The organism is Acinetobacter sp. CIP 53.82 (assembly GCF_000369465.1).
Lineage (GTDB): Bacteria > Pseudomonadota > Gammaproteobacteria > Pseudomonadales > Moraxellaceae > Acinetobacter > Acinetobacter indicus.
On sequence record NZ_KB850045.1, the window covers coordinates 471,027 to 488,428 of the forward strand.

The 17,402-nt window shown below is 47.2% G+C and carries 13 protein-coding genes; 9 read left to right on the forward strand and 4 right to left on the reverse strand.

Annotation, left to right across the window (positions count from 1 at the left end; all coding sequences use genetic code 11):
• Nucleotides 1-11 precede the first annotated feature (11 nt).
• Nucleotides 12-2,624 (reverse strand): Lon protease family protein, encoded by a 2,613-nt coding sequence (locus F905_RS02725; RefSeq protein ID WP_005176816.1) that lies wholly within the window; start codon nt 2,622-2,624, stop codon nt 12-14.
• Between the two features lie 202 nt (nt 2,625-2,826).
• Here F905_RS02725 and F905_RS02730 point away from each other — a divergent pair, with 202 nt between their 5' ends.
• From F905_RS02730 to rpmE, 4 genes are all read left to right on the forward strand, one after another.
• Nucleotides 2,827-4,983, forward strand: a complete 2,157-nt coding sequence (locus tag F905_RS02730) for an AmpG family muropeptide MFS transporter (protein WP_005176818.1) — start codon at nt 2,827-2,829, stop codon at nt 4,981-4,983.
• Nucleotide 4,984: 1 nt separating this feature from the next.
• The gene (gene gloA, locus F905_RS02735; protein WP_005176820.1) at nt 4,985-5,386 is read left to right on the forward strand and encodes a lactoylglutathione lyase; all 402 of its coding nucleotides are present in this window, start codon (nt 4,985-4,987) and stop codon (nt 5,384-5,386) included.
• Nucleotides 5,387-5,542: 156 nt separating this feature from the next.
• On the forward strand, nt 5,543-6,523 hold the full coding sequence (locus F905_RS02740) for a bile acid:sodium symporter family protein (protein ID WP_005176822.1): 981 nt from the start codon (nt 5,543-5,545) through the stop codon (nt 6,521-6,523).
• A gap of 206 nt (nt 6,524-6,729) precedes the next feature.
• Entirely contained in the window at nt 6,730-6,957 is a 228-nt protein-coding gene (rpmE, locus tag F905_RS15085; RefSeq protein WP_005176824.1) for a 50S ribosomal protein L31, read from the forward strand.
• A 71-nt stretch (nt 6,958-7,028) separates the two neighbouring features.
• On the opposite strand, the gene F905_RS02745 is transcribed toward rpmE, so the two are convergent.
• From F905_RS02745 to epmB, 3 genes are read right to left on the reverse strand one after another with little or no spacing between them, the layout of a single operon-like run.
• Nucleotides 7,029-9,146: an EAL domain-containing protein gene (locus tag F905_RS02745; RefSeq protein ID WP_005176827.1), complete on the reverse strand. Its 2,118-nt coding sequence runs from the start codon at nt 9,144-9,146 to the stop codon at nt 7,029-7,031.
• Complete coding sequence (locus F905_RS02750) at nt 9,128-10,873, reverse strand: hypothetical protein (RefSeq protein ID WP_034597459.1); 1,746 nt, start codon at nt 10,871-10,873, stop codon at nt 9,128-9,130. The genes F905_RS02745 and F905_RS02750 overlap by 19 nt, the downstream gene beginning before the upstream one ends.
• A gap of 20 nt (nt 10,874-10,893) precedes the next feature.
• The gene (epmB, locus tag F905_RS02755) at nt 10,894-11,910 is read right to left on the reverse strand and encodes an EF-P beta-lysylation protein EpmB (RefSeq protein ID WP_005176833.1); all 1,017 of its coding nucleotides are present in this window, start codon (nt 11,908-11,910) and stop codon (nt 10,894-10,896) included.
• A 377-nt stretch (nt 11,911-12,287) separates the two neighbouring features.
• Here epmB and efp point away from each other — a divergent pair, with 377 nt between their 5' ends.
• The 5 genes from efp to F905_RS02780 all read left to right on the forward strand — a co-directional run bounded on the left by efp (nt 12,288) and on the right by F905_RS02780 (nt 17,402).
• Nucleotides 12,288-12,857 (forward strand): elongation factor P, encoded by a 570-nt coding sequence (gene efp, locus F905_RS02760; protein ID WP_005176835.1) that lies wholly within the window; start codon nt 12,288-12,290, stop codon nt 12,855-12,857.
• Between the two features lie 172 nt (nt 12,858-13,029).
• Complete coding sequence (locus F905_RS02765; protein WP_005176837.1) at nt 13,030-15,129, forward strand: carbon starvation CstA family protein; 2,100 nt, start codon at nt 13,030-13,032, stop codon at nt 15,127-15,129.
• An 11-nt stretch (nt 15,130-15,140) separates the two neighbouring features.
• Nucleotides 15,141-15,440 carry a YbdD/YjiX family protein gene (locus F905_RS02770; protein WP_005176838.1) on the forward strand — a complete coding sequence of 100 codons (300 nt, stop codon included), beginning with the start codon at nt 15,141-15,143 and terminating at the stop codon, nt 15,438-15,440.
• Nucleotides 15,441-15,537: 97 nt separating this feature from the next.
• Complete coding sequence (locus F905_RS02775; protein WP_005176839.1) at nt 15,538-16,488, forward strand: AAA family ATPase; 951 nt, start codon at nt 15,538-15,540, stop codon at nt 16,486-16,488.
• 2 nt (nt 16,489-16,490) lie between these two features.
• Nucleotides 16,491-17,402, forward strand: coding sequence for a DUF58 domain-containing protein (locus tag F905_RS02780; RefSeq protein WP_005176842.1), 912 nt, complete (start codon nt 16,491-16,493; stop codon nt 17,400-17,402).

Consider the following 17,402-nt stretch of genomic DNA (forward strand, 5'->3'; position numbering starts at 1 on the left):
TAGACCGGCCATTATGAGCCAGTCTGGTTACGGGCATCTTCTATCGGAATAGCCTCAATTGCTGCTTCAGCCGGTTGATCTTTTTTCTTGGCCTTTTTTTCTTTCTTAGCTTTTTTCTTTTTCTTCGGCTCTTCCTCTTCAATTTCTGCGCCATCTTCAATGGCTTGCCAGTATTCCAGCTGCGCCATCACCATGTCATAAATCGAGCCTTTGCTATAACGGCCTTTTTTGTCCAGTTTTCCGACCGGACGCGCCATCAGAATTTCCAGTGCCTGATCAATCACATCAATGGCATGAATATGGAATTCGCCTTTTTGCACCGCTTCAATCACATCTTTACGCAGCATGAGATGCTGCATGTTTTGACGTGGAATAATCACGCCCTGCTTGCCGGTCAGGCCCTGTAATTTACAGGCATCATAGAAACCTTCAATTTTGGCATTGACGCCGCCAACAGGTTGTACCTGACCCAGCTGGTTCATGGAGCCGGTAATGGCCCAGGACTGATCAATCGGTAACTGGCTGATTGCTGAAATCAGGGCAGACAGTTCCGCAACGGTGGCGCTATCACCATCGACCTGACCATAGCTCTGCTCAAAGGCCAGTGCGGCAGAGAAGTGTAAAATCTGTTCGCGGCCAAAATGGGCTTTCAGGAAGCTGGACATTAACAGCACGCCTTTGGCATGCAGCGAGCCACCCAATTCAACACTGCGTTCAATATCCAGAATATCGCCGCCGCCCTGATAGACCGATGCCGTCAGGCGTGAAGGCAGACCAAACTCCACATCGGCATAATGAATCACGGACAGGGCATTGATCTGACCCAGACGATGACCTTTGGTTTCAATCAGCTGGGTGCCGCGCGACAGGTCCTGCCAGTACAGTTCACGCAAATAGCCTAAGCGATATTTACGATGATCCAGCGCCATGTTGATATGTTCTTCTGACACCATCTTTTTGTCGGCTTGTACGGCATGATGATGTGATTCCCGAATCAGATCACCCAGCGTCAGGGCATGTAAGGACAGCGAGCTTTGGTCCTCGGCCAGACGACTCGAGTCGGTTAACAGCGCGGCCAGGGCAGAGCGGTCAAAGGGCAGTAGTTTATCGGCCTGAACATAATCAGCTATCAGCTGCATATAAGCCTGCTCATTGGTGTCATTACGTTGTAATGTATCGGTGAAGTCGGCACGGATTTTAAAGACGCTGCCCAGCTCCGGTTCGACTTCCAGAATTTCATAATAGATTTCCGGCTCGGCCAGTAGAATGACCTTTAAGGTCAGGGGAATTGATTCCGGTTCAATCGAAATACTGCCGGTTAAAGTCAGCATATGTTCCAGTGAGGACAGTTTTAGCTGGCCCGATTTCAAGGCACGTTTCAGCCCTTGCCAGGCATAAGGCTGTTCCAGTAACTGTTCGGCTTCCAGAATTAAAAAACCGCCATTGGCACGATGTAAGGCACCGGAACGGATTAAGGTGAAGTCAGTGGTGATGGTGCCGTTCTGGGTCATCTGTTCCACATGACCGAGCAGGTTGTAGTGGGTCGGGAAATCTTCAAAGATTACCGGCGCACCCGAATTCGGCTTATGCGTAACAACAATATTGGCCTGATAACGTGCTGGCACCCGGCTAAACACCGCCGGAGTGAAGTCATCTTCTTCCTGTTCCAGCACCATTTCAACATTGTTGATAATGTCTTCGGCATAGTATTTCAGATAGTCTTCAAGCCCTTGAACCTCTGAAAATTTATTCAGTAATAAATCAATCCGCGGCATCACCACCTGTTTGGCAATGTCACGATTCAGGACCTGAACCCGATCTCGTGCATCATCTTCTAGATCACCCAGATGCAGACCCAGACGTTCCAGTTTTTTATCCATATAGCGCATATTGGCGGCAATTTCGGCGCGCTCTTTGCTGCTTAAGGCATTGACATCTTCCTGGGTCATTTCCTGCAGCTGGTCATCTTTAAACTGCACCGGAATAAAGCAGTGCTCGTCATTGCGCGAGACCAGTTTTAAATCCAGGGTTTCACCTTCTTTGGTCAGTTCAATGAGGGCCTGTTGCTGTTCATCACCGGTTTGCTGGCGAATCTGTTCAATGCGGTTGTGATAGGTTTCGGCGCTAAAACGGCGTTCCAGCTGCTTTAAAATGGTCTGCCAGCTCTGATGCAGCTGGGTCTGGAATTTCGGTGCCTGACCGGCCGGCAGTCGCAGGGCAATGGGCTGGCGCGGGTTTTTAAAATTATTGACATACACCCAGTCATTTGGCGTGGCCATGGTTTTGGCATGTTGCTGCAGTAAACGCCGGATCATGGTGCGTTTGCCCAGTCCTGCCGTACCGACCGCAAAAATGTTATAGCCGGAATACGGCAAGGCAATGCCGGCTTCTACCGAAGCACGGGCACGATCCTGACCCAGAAAATTATTTAAAGGCTTAATCCGTTTGGTGGAGGCCGGAATTTTTTCCAGATCCGGAATATGGGTCAGCTGTTCCGGGCTTAAGCGGGTGTTATTAAGTGTCGTTTGAATTTCGGCTTGTTCGAAGGCTGAGGTAAGAGTTTGTTCTGGTTGTAAAACTAATGTTTGTTGTTCGGTAATTGAAGCAGATAAAGAAGAGGTCATGTGCTCGTGTCTTTGCGTCACTGTGAAATCCAAAACGAAATTATTGCAATAGAGATTTAAGGTATACAGGTTTAATAGAAAATTTCAAGCCAGGCCGCTGCATTTCTCCAGAAAATCACAGGGCGTTTGCATAAATCAGGTTGAAACCAAATCCATTAAACGATTGAATAGCAACATTCAGTTTTTTGACAAAAATAATGTAATGACAACACAATCTACAGGATGGAAATCTGCCTTTACCGCATTTTTAGATCGGCGTGCGCTGATCATGCTGTTTCTTGGCTTCTCGGCCGGTATTCCCATTCTTCTTATTTTTTCCAGTTTATCGTTATGGTTAGGTGAAGCCGGCATTAGCCGTAATGCCGTAACTTTCTTTAGCTGGGCGGCGCTGGGTTATTCATTTAAGTTTGTCTGGGCACCATTAATTGATGAGTTACCAGTGCCATATTTAACCCAAAAACTGGGCCGGCGCCGGGCCTGGCTTTTAATTGCCCAGGTCCTGATTATATGCGCCATCTGTATTATGGCCTTTTCAGATCCGGCCTTAGGGCAGACGCATCTCTACCAGATGGCGGTGGGTGCGGTGCTGCTCGGTTTTGCTGCGGCCACGCAAGATATTGTGATTGATGCCTATCGTATTGAGCTGGCTGAAACCCAGATGCAAACTGTATTGGCTTCGACCTATAACGCCGGTTATCGTATCGGGATGATTGTAGCTGGTGCGGGCGCTTTATTTCTGGCGGCGTATCTGGGCACGGCTAAAGGCAACTATATTTATGAGGCCTGGAAATACACCTATCTGGTGATGGCGGCGGTGATGCTGATCGGGATGTGTACCACGCTGGTGATTCGTGAGCCGGTGGTGGAGCGTGTCCGTAAAGAATATAAACGCAGCGATTATTATCGACTGGTGGTGGTGTTTTTTGTCGCCGTGATCAGTTTTGTGCTGAGTTATATCTATTCCGGTCAGGCGCTGGATGCGCTGAAAAACCAGCTCAGTATTCAGGATTCCTTCCTGCTGTTTACGCTGGAGGCGATTCGCTTTATTGGCTCGGGTGCGGTGGCTTTACTGGTCGGAACTGTGCTGGTCAAACTGGGTGCAGTCAATAAACAGATGGCTTTTGAAACCTGGGTGCATCCGGTCGCGGATTTCTTTAAGCGCTATGGTTTAAAGCTGGCTTTGGTGTTACTGCTGCTGATCGGGTTTTATCGGGTTTCGGATATTATTGCAGGGGTCATTTCCAATGTGTTTTATCAGGACCTGAACTTCAGCAAAGAACAGATTGCTGAAGCAGTCAAAGTCTACGGGGTGATTTTCTCGTTGGTGGGTGGCTTCCTGGGTGGTTTGCTGGCCCAAAAAATGAATATCATGAAACTGATGTTTCTGGGCGCAGTGCTGGCCAGCTCGACCAACCTGATTTTTATTGGACTGGTCAAATCCGGGCAAAGCCTGAGTGATGTGCAGGTGAATGTCGGGGCGCAGCAATATAAGGTACAGGCTGATGAAGCCGGTTACTGGAGCATACAGGTACCGAGCAATGTGCTGGCTCAGGCCAATCAGATTCAGGTACAGGCACAATATGCCAATCAGTCCGATCAGGCACAATTAAGCATGCCGTATTTGCAGCAGACCGACACAGCCCAAATCCAGTTATTACCGATTACTTCGGATGACCGGATTTCTGTACAGGAAGCCGAGCAAAGTCTGGTGATTCGTGGTCAGTTGAGTGGTCTTGATGCTGCACAGCTACAACCTGAACAGCCGCTGAGTTTGGTTCTGGATGGCAAGGAATATCCGGCCAAGCTGGAAGAGGGTGGCCTGTTTAGTGGAGTGATTGAAGGCCAGCAGTTACAGACAGCACAAAATAGCACGATTCAGGTCCAGGCCCGATTGCTGGATGGCAGTACACTCAGTGCTAACCGCAGCTATCAGCTGGCACCGCAGCATCCGGTGCTGGATATTGATATTCAGGCCCTGACACCGGTGGATATCAACGCTGATGCAGCGGTAGAAGTTCGCGGTAAGGTGATTAAACCGTATAGCAGTTTATGGCTCTATCTGGCAATTATTATTGATAACCTGGCCTCCGGTCTGGCCGGTGCGGCATTTATTGCCTTCCTGTCCAGCTTAACCAGTGTGTCGTTTACCGCTGTACAATATGCGATCTTTAGTTCGCTAATGACCCTCACTCCTAAAATTTTAGGTGGATATTCAGGTACCATAGTCAATAATATCGGTTATCCGAGTTTCTTCCTCATGACCACGCTGCTTGGAATTCCGATTCTGATTCTGGTGGTGTGGGTGGCAAAATTATTGCGTGCTCATGAACACGCTCAAATTCAACAAAAGGACGAATAATATGCGCATGCTGCATACCATGTTACGTGTAGGCAATTTAGAACGGTCATTGCAGTTCTATACTGAAGTACTTGGCATGACTTTACTCCGTAAACGTGACTACGAAGAAGGCCGCTTTACCCTGGCATTTGTCGGCTATGGTGATGAAGACAACCATACCGTGCTGGAACTGACCCATAATTGGGATACAGACAGCTATGAGCTGGGCAATGGCTATGGTCATATTGCCATTGCAGTGGAAGATGCTTACAAAGCCTGTGAAGAAATCAAGGCGCGCGGCGGCAATGTGGTGCGTGAAGCGGGTCCAATGAAAGGCGGCGTGACCGTAATTGCCTTTGTGGAAGATCCGGACGGTTATAAAATCGAACTGATCCAGCAAGATGACAATGCCCGCAATAACTAAGTTGGCGCAGTAGTATAGCGCCACAAAATAGTGAACATTAAGCCAGCAGACTAGCTTTATTGTTCCGGCCCAGTAAGATGGAACTTTACCGTGAGGTAAAACCCGCTGACTGGGCTTTTTTATGTCGATGCAAAAATAAAATCACAGGATGTAGACATGCTAAAACTACTTGCATTGGATCGCTTTACCATATTGTTAATTGTGATGGTGATACTGGCCAGTATCGTGCCGGTGTCTGGACAGGTCGCTGAAGTCTTTGGCGTTATTACCACGGCGGCCATTGCGGTGCTGTTTTTTTTACATGGCGCAAAGCTGTCCAGAGAGGCGGTGGTACAAGGCATCATGCACTGGCAACTGCATACGCTGGTGTTTGCATTTACCTTCTTGTTATTTCCAGTGTTGGGTCTCATGGCCAAACCCGTATTACTGCCATTGCTGGGGCAGGAGCTGTACTGGGGCTTTCTGTTTATGTGCTTCTTGCCTTCTACAGTGCAGTCTTCCATAGCCTTTACCTCGGTTGCACGCGGCAATGTCGCCAGTGCAGTCTGCAGTGCGTCTTTTTCCAATATTGCCGGCATGTTCATTACCCCGGTTCTGGTCAGCCTGTTTATTTTTGGCCAGTCGCAGCACGATTATGATCCGACCTCATCCATTATTCAGATTACCTTATTGTTATTGGTGCCTTTTATTCTGGGGCAATTGCTGCGGCCGTGGGTCTATCCATTTCTGGTCAAGTTCCCAAGTCTGGTTAAAGGCTTTGATCAGGGCACCATTTTAATGGTGGTCTATGGCGCCTTTAGTGGCGCCGTGGTGGCCGGACTGTGGAATGAAGTCAGTGGCACAACGTTACTGATTTTAACTGTGGCCTGTTCGGTACTACTGACTATCATCATGCTGCTGGCGCTGTACATCCCGAAATGGTTGGGCTTTAAACGTGAAGACCAGATCGCGATTTTCTTCTGTGGCTCTAAAAAAACCCTGGCCAGTGGTGTACCGATGGCGCAGATTCTGTTTATTGGCCAGCCTTTGGGCATGATTGTGCTGCCAATCATGATTTTCCATCAAATCCAGCTGATGGTCTGCGGCATTATTGCCAATTACTGGTCGAAGCAGCCTGAAATTGAGAGCAAAGAATAATTCGCATATTGGCATAGATTCACGTATAATATGCCCCAACTTGTTGTGCTTAGCTCTGACGGTATCCGTCTCGGTGGGCCAAAAGAATGGTCTGTTGTGGTGTTGGTCTGCAGTTTATCTCGAATAAACAGCTTTTTTCCTCAGTCTTGAGAGTGATCAATTGCGACGACAGCAAAACCTTCTTTAATCTTATGGAGTAATCGACGATGCGCGCCGATATTCACCCAAAATATGAAAAATTAGTTGCTACTTGTTCATGTGGTAACGTGATCGAAACTCGTTCAGCTGTTGGTAAAGACACTCTTTACCTAGACGTATGTTCAGCTTGCCACCCATTCTACACTGGTAAGCAAAAGAACGTTGACACTGGCGGTCGTATCGACAAGTTCAAACAACGTTTTGCTGGTATGTCACGTTCTATCAAACGTGGTTAATACCCAGAATGAAAAAAACGGGCATTTGCCCGTTTTTTTGTGCCTGCACTTCAGGCGAAAAGTACAAGACCTTATTGGTCTTGTACATCAATGAGATGATCCAGTTTCTTCTGGAAGTAATCACCCTGAATATAACGGACATCCACATTCCAGGCGTTGGCAAACAGGTTCATATCGTTTAGTTCATGCAGCACCACTTCCACCGGCTTGATTTCGCTAAACTGCTGAATCTGTTCCTGTAACTCCTGAGTCGCGCTATCTTGCATCAGTTTGCTGGTCAGCGATGGATGCAGGGTCACATATTGCACATCCAGCTGTTTAAGAATGGATTCGCTATACATCGACTGGCCAAATTCACGGATAGAAATCTCTGCACCGTGCTGATGCAGCAAATGCATCTGCTTTTGGGCATCCATCAGGTTCTGGCTCACATCTTCTTCAGAGAATTGCAGAATTAACGGATAAGCCTGCTGACTGCCGACAATGGTAATCAGTTTGGACACAAATTCCGGGAACGCGCGGTCTTGTAACAGCACATGCTTGTTCAGGTTAACAATCAGCTTGGCTTCCGGATATTGGGTAATGAAGTTGTGTAGCTGTTTGCAGGCTTCGACCAGAATCCAGCGATCCAGTTTAATCGAGAGTTCCGGATCTTCAGCCAGATCAACCAGCCCGGTCAGACTTTTCCATTCTGCTTGATGAATAAAGCCGCTGCTGACTTCATAGGTATATAAATTGCTGTCCTGTTTGTCATACAGTTGCTGGTATTTCAGATGAATTTCATTACGATCCAGGCTGTGGCGTAAGGCGCCTAATAGCGATGAAGCAGCGGTTTCGACCACAGGTGCAACCTTTGGCTCGACAATTTCCAGCGACAGATCGGTCATGGATAAATCCAGTCCGAGGCTTTGCTCATCTTTTTGCTGATAAGGTAGTGCGGTTACAAAGGCACGTTCCATCAGCTGTTCAAACTGGGTGCTGTCGGCAATTTCACCTTCTAGTACCGCATAGCCCATACGGAAATTCAGCGGATAACTTTGCCCATTGACGCTCAATAACTGCGGTTTACTCAGTGAGCTGAGACCAATCAGTTTGGAATGCAAAATGGTGGTTGATTCTGCCTGAAACAAGCCAATATAGATCGATGAATTGACCTTGAATAAAGGCACATTGGTCTGTTCTTTCAGGAAGGTTTTAATATTACCGAAATAGTTTTTCAGCGTAACCCAGTCCGATTGCAAGACTTTTTCAGGGCAGGAGGCCAGGGTAAATACCACCAGCGCATTAATTTTGGATGGCTGATTGTTCAGGGTGCGGTTAATCAGCTGATGGGTCGGCTGCTGACCAGCTGTGCTTTCATTGCTGGCCTTGGCTGGTGCTGTAGCAGCTTGCTGAATATCAATGGTCAGCTGCAAGGCATCTTCATCAGTGGCCGGTAAAAATTCCAGCTGTAGCGGATTTTGCGCGGCGACATGACTATTTAAAGAGCTGTAGCTGAAACGGCCTAAATCAAACTGACCTTGCGATACTTTTTTAAAGCGCAGTTTAAAATCGGCTAGATCTTCCGGTTGCAACAGGTCAAGCAAAGGCAGACCAATAATCTCATCTTCATTCTGAAAGCCAAACAGCTGTAAATATTCCTGATTGGCCTGTACATGAATGCCTTCCTGAATAATCGCCACCGCCTTGTTGCTGTCTTCCACCAGAGACTGCGCCTGCGTCTGGGCATTTTCCAGCTCTTCTTTGAGCTGGGCATGGGTTTGCTGCAAACGGCTGAAAGAGAGGGCACGAAGCAGACCCAGATAGAAACTGTCACTATCGTTCAGGTTGACCAGATCATAAATGCCTTTGCGGATGAGGGCGCTATATTGGGTGGCATCATAGTCTTCAGGTTGCAATAACACCAGCGGTAAATTCGGCTGTTTTGAGGCGCGAATCAGGGTCAGGGCCTGATCAATTTTCAAGTCGTAGGCGCGGCCAAAAATCACCACATCCCAGGTTAAATTCAGCTGTTTTTCAAAATTTTGCAGGTCATCGAGCAGGGTGGCTTGCACGGTATGTTCCTGTGCATTCAGCTGTTCGCAAATCTGATTAAAACGGATTTGGTTATCATCGATAATGAGTAAACGTGTTTCGGTACGTTTAAATTTTTTAGATAGTAAAGGATTTCTCACTTCAACGCTTCCCATAAATCTTGATTCTTAACGTCATTCATCTGCTTGTGAATAAAGGCATCGACTGTGGCTTGCTGCTGGTCATTTAACAGTTCAAAGTCAAAACGCATAAAGCTTTGAGTAATGAGTAACGGTTTAATTAAAAAGACTTTAATGTCTTCATCCCCCAAACGCAGCTGTACGGTCTGCTTGTCTCTTAATAATTGAATCCCCGGTAAAATAAGATGAGTGCTGACTTCATTCAGCTGAGAACTTTGCATGAGCAGGGCAGGATGATAATGCCCGCTATGCCGGTCAGATTTCACATAGACGGCACATGGAATAATGTCCTGCGCCAAAACTTCAAGGCCCAGTTCCAGGGTTTTGTCAGTCGACTGTTTAATCCAGCGAATCACACCGCCACGCCACGGACTTTGCGGATTTTCCTGCACCAGAATAAATTCACCGGTTTTAAGGTTTTTTGGCGTTTCACCTTCCCATTTAATCCGGTAACCATTCACACTGATATCCAGCACTTCCGCGCCGTAAATCTGTTTGGCCTCGCGGTCCAGATTCTGGATTTTACTGATGTCGGCAGTGGCATGACTGTGCATCTGGTTGATGAACTGGCTTTCACTCTGGAACTGGTAATTTTCACCCAGTTGCAGGGTTTCCTGAAAATTCTTGCCTTTAGACAAATAGAAGTGCGCCACGCTTAAGCCAAAACAGATTTTGACCCGGGCCGAATATTCATAACGTTCATGGCGACGCTCAGGATTATGAGTGAGCAGGGTATGAATATGAAAATGCAGGGCCGGAGTTAAAAACAGCTTTTCATTGCGGGAGAAATGTTCGGCCTTGCGGCCCTGATTTTCACTAATATGATCCAGCAGTGCCTGCGTCGAAATAAAAATACCCGGCTCAAAATCACCCGATTGATGCGAGTTATAAATTGGCGGATAGTCTTTATTGGTATCGACAATATAGCGTGACAGGGTGGTTTCTTTGGGCAAAATCTGAATCAGCTTGACCCAGTCAAAACTGCAGAGATACAGCCCCTGAATTTCGGCCGGACGAATCTGATGGGAATTGAAAATATCCAGCAGGATTAATTGCGCATATGCCTGACTGATATTTTGCAGCTGATGCTGGGTGCCTTGCAGATGGTTAATATTGTTCTGATGAAAATTGTGCTGCAGCGCGCAGTTAAACAGTTGATGCGCAGTGAGCCATTGCCCGGAAAATGGCGAGCTATATAGCATCTGTTGCTGATACAGCAATAAGGTCAGTTGTTGCAGCGCATAATAGGTGGCCACAGTCCGCGCAGTCTGCAGGTTCTTTTTCAGGTTAAAGGCAAAAATGGAAAACTTCTGCTGGGCCAGCTGGCGGTGACTGCGGCGCGCGATTTCAATATAGACTTTGGCAAAATGACTACGTAACAACAGCGCCAGCTCGATAATGTGCTCATTGCGGTCGCTGCTAATCAGACCCTGGTTAAAAAAGTGTTTTTCCAGGCTGGTCAGGACATTTTCCAGCGTCGGGTGAATGGCCTGAATCAGGTCAAAGCGCAAGGTTTCCTGACATTTGAGTTCAGAAATTTCCAGTAAGGCTTTGAACAAGGCTTTTGACGAGTCCCCAAGCTGTAAAATGGATAAGTCAGCTGCCCACTCCTGAATACTTTTGACAGAATTCTGGCAAAAACTGAGCTGTTCCAATTTCAGCTCAGTGGCAACCTGAAAAATATCTGAATGATTCATAGTCATCGTTGTTATTTAACTCAAATTCAAGCAGTTGAAACCCCAAAAAGCGGTGTTTTATTCTTTTCGCCCGCAATTTCCCTAACGAGTTTAGGAACCAGATAACCCGGCAAGTTCGCTAAAACCTCTTTATAAATAAGATCGATGTCCTGTGGCATCAGATCGAAATGATGTGCACCTTTCACTTTATCTAATACATGCAAGTAATACGGCATCACCCCAGCATCGAACAGGCGATAACTTAAATCGACCAGAACCTGAGCAGAATCATTCACCCCACGAAGTAAAACTGCCTGATTCAGGACGGTAATTTGATGTTTCACCAGTGTATTTAATGTACGGCAAGTGAAGTCATCCAATTCTGATGCATGATTTGAGTGTACCACCAGAATAATCCGTAGCCTACTGTTTTTTAATATGGAAATCAGCGCTTCATCGACACGGTTGGGGATTACAATCGGAACGCGTGAATGAATTCTCAAAAATTTAATCTGCGGCAGCGATTCCAGACGTTCAATCCAGCTCTGTAAACGTCGATTGGTTAACGTTAATGGATCACCGCCACTTAAAATCACTTCATTAATGTCGGGCTGAGATTCAATATATTGTTTGATGTTTAGCCAATCTTCATTTTTAGGCAGGTTGTCCTGATAGGGAAAATGGCGGCGGAAACAGTAGCGGCAATGTACCGCACAAGCCCCGGTCAGGGTCAGTAAAAAACGTGACTTATATTTGTGCAGGACACCCGGTTGCTGATTGGCCTGTTCTTCACCTAAGGGATCGGTGACAAATTCAGGATGACCTTCCAGTTCCAGATGATGTGGCAAGACCTGTAACAGCAGCGGATCAAAGGGATCGGCGACTTTCATTTTTCCGACGAATGCACGCGGCACACGTAATTTAAACTGTTCAGATGCCAGAATTGCGCCGGAGAGTAACTGTTCAGGCGACAGTTGCAGAAGATTCAGCAACTCCTGAGGATCGGTAATTAAATCACTGAGCTGTGATTGCCAGTTTTGCTGTTGATACAAATAGTTTGTCATGCCGGAAAAGAATCATGGAAGTGGGAGGGCAAGGCCTAATCGTGCTAGTTTAACAGTTTGCAGGCGCTAGGAATGTGCTTTGTGTGCGAAAAATCAGGACATCCGGGCCAGGTGGAGTCCAGAGCGAGCTGCGCTGATTTTAAGCATCTGCCAGTTGGGAATAAAGCCGGTAGATGGATATCTGCTTGTAACTTAGGCAGCAGCGGCCGGTTAAACAAGAATTTTTCATTGCGGCAAGGCATATTGGTCATTTAGAATACGTCACATAAAATGAATGTGCATGTGGCAACTAATGTTCGTGTCAGACTTGCTAAATGACATCGCAACAGCCCGTAGCATCGATAGCTTAAAGTTAGTAAGTTTGGAGTGTGCCAGTCATGGCCAATTATTCTACGAATGAATTCAAGTCAGGCCTTAAGGTTATGCTTGATGGTAACCCATGTTCAATCATGGAAAACGAATACGTAAAACCAGGTAAAGGTCAGGCCTTCAACCGTGTGAAATTACGTAACCTTAAAACAGGTAAAGTATTAGAAAAAACTTTCAAATCTGGTGATTCACTAGAAGCTGCTGACATTGTAGAAGTAGAAATGGACTACTTGTACAACGACGGCGAACTGTGGAACTTCATGGATCCTGTAACATTTGAACAGATCGCAGCTGATAAAACAGCTATGGGCGATGCTGCAAAATGGTTAAAAGACGATTCTAATGAAAAATGTACCATTATGTTGTTCAACGGCGTGCCTTTAAACGTCAGCGCTCCGAACTTCGTGGTATTAAAAATTGTTGAAACTGATCCAGGTGTACGTGGTGATACTTCTGGCGGTGGCGGTAAGCCAGCGAAACTTGAAACAGGTGCTGTGGTACGTGTTCCATTATTCGTTCAGCAAGAAGAAAGCGTTCGTGTAGATACCCGTACTGGTGAATATTTAGAACGTGCATAATGGTGTAAAAATATACTATTATCGAAGGGATGATGATCAATCATCCCTTTTTTTATGCCAAAGTCTTAGAGGCATAGAAAAATAACAGGCGTAAAGTCGCAAAGGAAAACAGCAGTACCTCGAACAACAACAATCAAGCTGATTTAAATGCATCGAAAATATGAGGGATTGAATGGAAACATTACCAACGAAGTCGAGCCTAACTTCGAAAATTATCTGGCTGCTCGTCGCTATTGTGGGTGCAGTGTCTTTCGGGATTCTGGCACTCAGCCGTGGTGAGCATGTAAACGCAGTCTGGCTGGTCCTCGCCGCCGCCTGTGTCTATAGCATTGCTTACCGCTTCTACAGTTTATTTATTGCCAATAAAGTCTTTGAACTCAATGCTAGGCGTTTAACTCCCGCGCATCGGCTGGCCGACGGTTTAGATTATGTTCCGACCAATAAAAGTGTCCTGTTCGGCCATCACTTTGCCGCGATTGCCGGTGCCGGACCGCTGGTTGGTCCTATTCTGGCAGCGCAAATGGGTTATTTACCGGGCACCATCTGGCTATTGGTCGGGGTAGTGCTGGCCGGTGCGGTACAGGATTTCCTGGTGCTGTTTATTTCGACCCGTCGTGACGGCCGCTCACTGGGTGAAATGGCCAAGCAGGAACTGGGCAGCTTTGCCGGTATTATCGTGATGCTGGGTGCACTTGGGGTGATGATTATCATCCTGGCGGTACTGGCGCTGGTGGTGGTGAAAGCCCTGACCAACAGTCCGTGGGGTGTATTCAGTATTGCCGCCACCATTCCGATTGCCATTTTTATGGGCATTTACATGCGTTTTATCCGTCCGGGTAAAATTGCAGAAGTGTCGATTATCGGTTTTGTGCTGATGATGCTTGGCATCATCTACGGTGAAAACATTGCGCAGCATCCGTACTGGGGACCGTTCTTTACCTTGTCAGGGACTGAGCTGACCTGGGCATTGATCATTTACGGTTTTATTGCGTCGGTTTTACCGGTGTGGCTGTTATTGGCACCGCGTGATTATCTGTCAACTTTCTTGAAAATTGGTGTCATTGCAGGCTTGGCCATTGGTATTTTATTTGCCATGCCGGAAATGAAACTGCCAGCAGTCACCAAGTTTGTTGATGGGACTGGTCCGGTATTTGCCGGTTCGCTGTTCCCCTTCCTGTTTATTACCATTGCCTGTGGTGCGATTTCCGGTTTCCACGCCTTGGTGTCTTCGGGAACCACGCCAAAACTGGTCAACAACGAACGCGATATCCGTATGATTGGTTATGGCGGCATGTTGATGGAGTCTTTCGTTGCGATTATGGCACTGATCTGTGCCGCGGTGCTTGATCCGGGTGTGTATTTCGCGATTAACTCGCCAGCGGCTTTACTGGGTACGTCGGTAGATACGGCAGCAGAAGCTGTGCGTAACCTTGGTTTTGTGGTCACGCCTGAAGCCTTGACCTTGCTGGCCCAGGAAGTCGGTGAAAACTCGATTCTGTCCCGTACTGGTGGTGCGCCAACCTTCGCAATTGGTATGGCCCATATCATCACCGAGATTTTCAATAGCCGCGAAATGATGGCTTTTTGGTATCACTTTGCCATTCTGTTTGAGGCGCTGTTCATTCTGACAGCGGTGGATGCCGGTACCCGTGCCTGCCGTTTTATGGTTCAGGATACCGTAGGTATTGTGATTCCTGCAGTGAAAAAATCACACAACTTCTTTGGTAACTTGCTGGGCACGGCAGTTGCAGTGGCTGGTTGGGGCTTCTTCGTTTATCAGGGCGTGGTCGATCCACTTGGCGGGATTAACAGCTTGTGGCCACTGTTTGGTATTGGTAACCAGATTCTGGCTGCGATGGCGCTCATTCTTGGTACTGTCATCCTGTTCAAGATGAAGAAACAGAAATATGTCTGGGTGACCATCATCCCGACCGTGTTCCTGTTTATCACCTCGATGACTGCTGGCTGGCAGAAGATTTTCCACGAAAATCCGAAGATCGGCTTCCTGGCACAGGCAGAGCGTTTCAATACCGCCATTGCCAATAATGAAATTCTGGCACCAGCCAAAAGTATTGCGGAAATGCAGACTGTGGCAATGTCGAACCAGATTAATGCGGCATTGTGTGGCTTCTTTATGATTGTGGCATTTGTGATGCTGTTTGCTGCGATTGGGGTGATTCGCCGTGCCTTGGCCAATCCGGAACCAACCGTGCATGAAGCAGAAGCAATTTACCGCGATCCTGAAGATATTCAGCCGGCCAAAGGCCATTAAGGAGCGAGAAGATGAATCTGAAATTTGCTCGAGCGGGTAAAACGGTGATTTATAAAATCATCAAAATGACCGTGATGTCGCAGAAGGATTTAATCCTGAATCCTAAAAACTGGTCGCGGATTGCCACATTGTGGCAGCGTTTGCAGCAAAGTTTCCGGCTGATGGTGGGGGTGCCTGACTATCAGACCTATCTGGAGCATATGCGGCAGCATCATCCGGATCTGGAAGCGATGGATGCCAAAACCTTTTACCGGCACTGTGTCGATTCACGTTATCCATCTTCCGGAAACCTGAAGAAGTGTCCGTGTTAAAAATCTAGAAATCATCTGATTTCTTTAGAAAAAAAACAAAACGGTGTATGTTAGGGCATACACCGTTTTTATTTGGGGAATGAAGGTGATTTGGGGCATGAAACAGGATAAGAAATCGGAACCAGTACACGATCAGGCGCAGCTCCAGAGCGAGCTGCAGCGCTATGCACCCAAAATCCAGCAGTTCCTTGAACAGGTTAATCAGATTGTTCTGGATAAACAGCAGCAGACCAAACTGGCACTGGTCTGTTTACTGGCCGGCGGCCATGTGCTGTTTGAAGATTTACCCGGTCTGGGCAAAACTACCTTATCCAGCAGTCTGGCGCATTTGGCCGGACTGAAATTTCAGCGGATTCAGTTTACCAATGACATGCTGGCCAGTGATGTAATTGGGGTGAACATGTTTAATCAGAAAGAACATCAGTTTGAGTTTAAGCAAGGCCCGATTTTTACCCAGATTTTATTGGCCGATGAAATTAACCGCTGTAGCCCGAAAACCCAGAGTGCCTTGCTGGAAGCAATGGAAGAGGGCAACGTCACGGTCGATGGCGTGCGTTACGAACTGCCGCAACCATTTTGGGTCATTGCTACCCAGAATCCGCTGTTTCAAAGCGGAACCTATGCATTGCCTGAATCACAACTGGATCGCTTTTTAATGCGTTTATCACTGGGCTATCCATCGCGTTATGCAGAAAAACTATTGCTGCAGCAATCTTCCCGGCAGAGCCTGATTGCCAGTTTGCAGCATGTGTTTAGTGAAGATGAAATCCTGGAATTACAACAGCAGGTGCATCGGCTATATGTCAGTGACGCCGTGCAGGATTATATTCTGGATCTGGCCGAAGCCAGCCGTAAAAACCGGCATGGACTATCGACGCGCGGAGTACTGGCCCTGAAAAAAGCCGCCCAGGCACATGCGTTAATTGAACAGCGCAGTTTTGTCACTCCGGATGATGTACAAGCGGTTTTTGTGGCGGTGGTGGCACATCGTATTGGTTTAAGTGAGGGTGAAACCCAGCAGCTGCTGCAACAGGTGCAGGTCAGCTAAGTATGCTCGGGCAGAATTTTTGGCAGCACTGGCTGGAGAAACGCTTTCAATTCCAGCAGAAAAAACGCCTCACGCAAAAAGATGTGCTGGTATTTATTTATCAGCAGGGTTACTTATATCTGGTGCTTATCCTGATTACCTTTGTGGCCGGTATTAACTATGCCAATAACCTGATTCTGGGCTTCTGCTTTTTAATTAGCGCGATTTTATGTATCAGTTTTTATTTGACCTTTAAGCAGCTGCATGGCTTGCAGCTTGAGGTGGTGGCACAGCAGGTCGGGCAGGCCGGGGAAAATGTCCAGCTGCACCTGTTTTTTCAGCAGGATACGCCACAGCTGCGTTATCTGTGGATTCAGGTTGATCAGCAATTACATAAACTGGCGCTGAGTGAAGCCAAACAGCAGTATAGCTTAGCTTTTTATACTGCCCAGCGCGGCAAGTTTCATTATCCGGCCATCCAGTTATATTCGGTTTATCCCTTTGGTCTGGTACGTGCCTGGACCTATCTGTATTTCAATGACTTTGCCTGGATTGCACCGAAAGCGGCGCAGCACACCACTGAAAATAAACACAACCGGCACAATGAAGAACCTGATTTAGATGAATTCCGGGAGCTGCGCAGTTATCAGCTCGGAGATTCCTTGCAGGCAGTGTCCTGGAAACAGGTGGCGCGTGGCCAGGGCTTATACGTCAAGGTCTTTGAGCAATATCAGAATCAGCAGCAGCTTGAAATTGACTATGCGCAGATGCCCAGCACATCGCATGAAGAAAAACTCAGCCTAATGATGGGCCTAGTCGAGCAGTGTGAACAGCAGCAATGTGCCTATGCCCTGTATTTGCCGCAGGTAGAATTACCGGCCGCCTGTGGCGAGCAGCAATTGCTGCTCGCCAAACAACTGTTGGCGCAGGCATAA

Bases quoted from the DNA above. Each gene is read 5' to 3' on its own strand.
- F905_RS02725 (WP_005176816.1), bottom strand. From the start codon at position 2,624: ATGACCTCTTCTTTATCTGCTTCAATTACCGAACAACAAACATTAGTT.
- F905_RS02730 (WP_005176818.1), top strand. From the start codon at position 2,827: ATGACAACACAATCTACAGGATGGAAATCTGCCTTTACCGCATTTTTA.
- gloA (WP_005176820.1), top strand. From the start codon at position 4,985: ATGCGCATGCTGCATACCATGTTACGTGTAGGCAATTTAGAACGGTCA.
- F905_RS02740 (WP_005176822.1), top strand. From the start codon at position 5,543: ATGCTAAAACTACTTGCATTGGATCGCTTTACCATATTGTTAATTGTG.
- rpmE (WP_005176824.1), top strand. From the start codon at position 6,730: ATGCGCGCCGATATTCACCCAAAATATGAAAAATTAGTTGCTACTTGT.
- F905_RS02745 (WP_005176827.1), bottom strand. From the start codon at position 9,146: ATGGGAAGCGTTGAAGTGAGAAATCCTTTACTATCTAAAAAATTTAAA.
- F905_RS02750 (WP_034597459.1), bottom strand. From the start codon at position 10,873: ATGACTATGAATCATTCAGATATTTTTCAGGTTGCCACTGAGCTGAAA.
- epmB (WP_005176833.1), bottom strand. From the start codon at position 11,910: ATGACAAACTATTTGTATCAACAGCAAAACTGGCAATCACAGCTCAGT.
- efp (WP_005176835.1), top strand. From the start codon at position 12,288: ATGGCCAATTATTCTACGAATGAATTCAAGTCAGGCCTTAAGGTTATG.
- F905_RS02765 (WP_005176837.1), top strand. From the start codon at position 13,030: ATGGAAACATTACCAACGAAGTCGAGCCTAACTTCGAAAATTATCTGG.
- F905_RS02770 (WP_005176838.1), top strand. From the start codon at position 15,141: ATGAATCTGAAATTTGCTCGAGCGGGTAAAACGGTGATTTATAAAATC.
- F905_RS02775 (WP_005176839.1), top strand. From the start codon at position 15,538: ATGAAACAGGATAAGAAATCGGAACCAGTACACGATCAGGCGCAGCTC.
- F905_RS02780 (WP_005176842.1), top strand. From the start codon at position 16,491: ATGCTCGGGCAGAATTTTTGGCAGCACTGGCTGGAGAAACGCTTTCAA.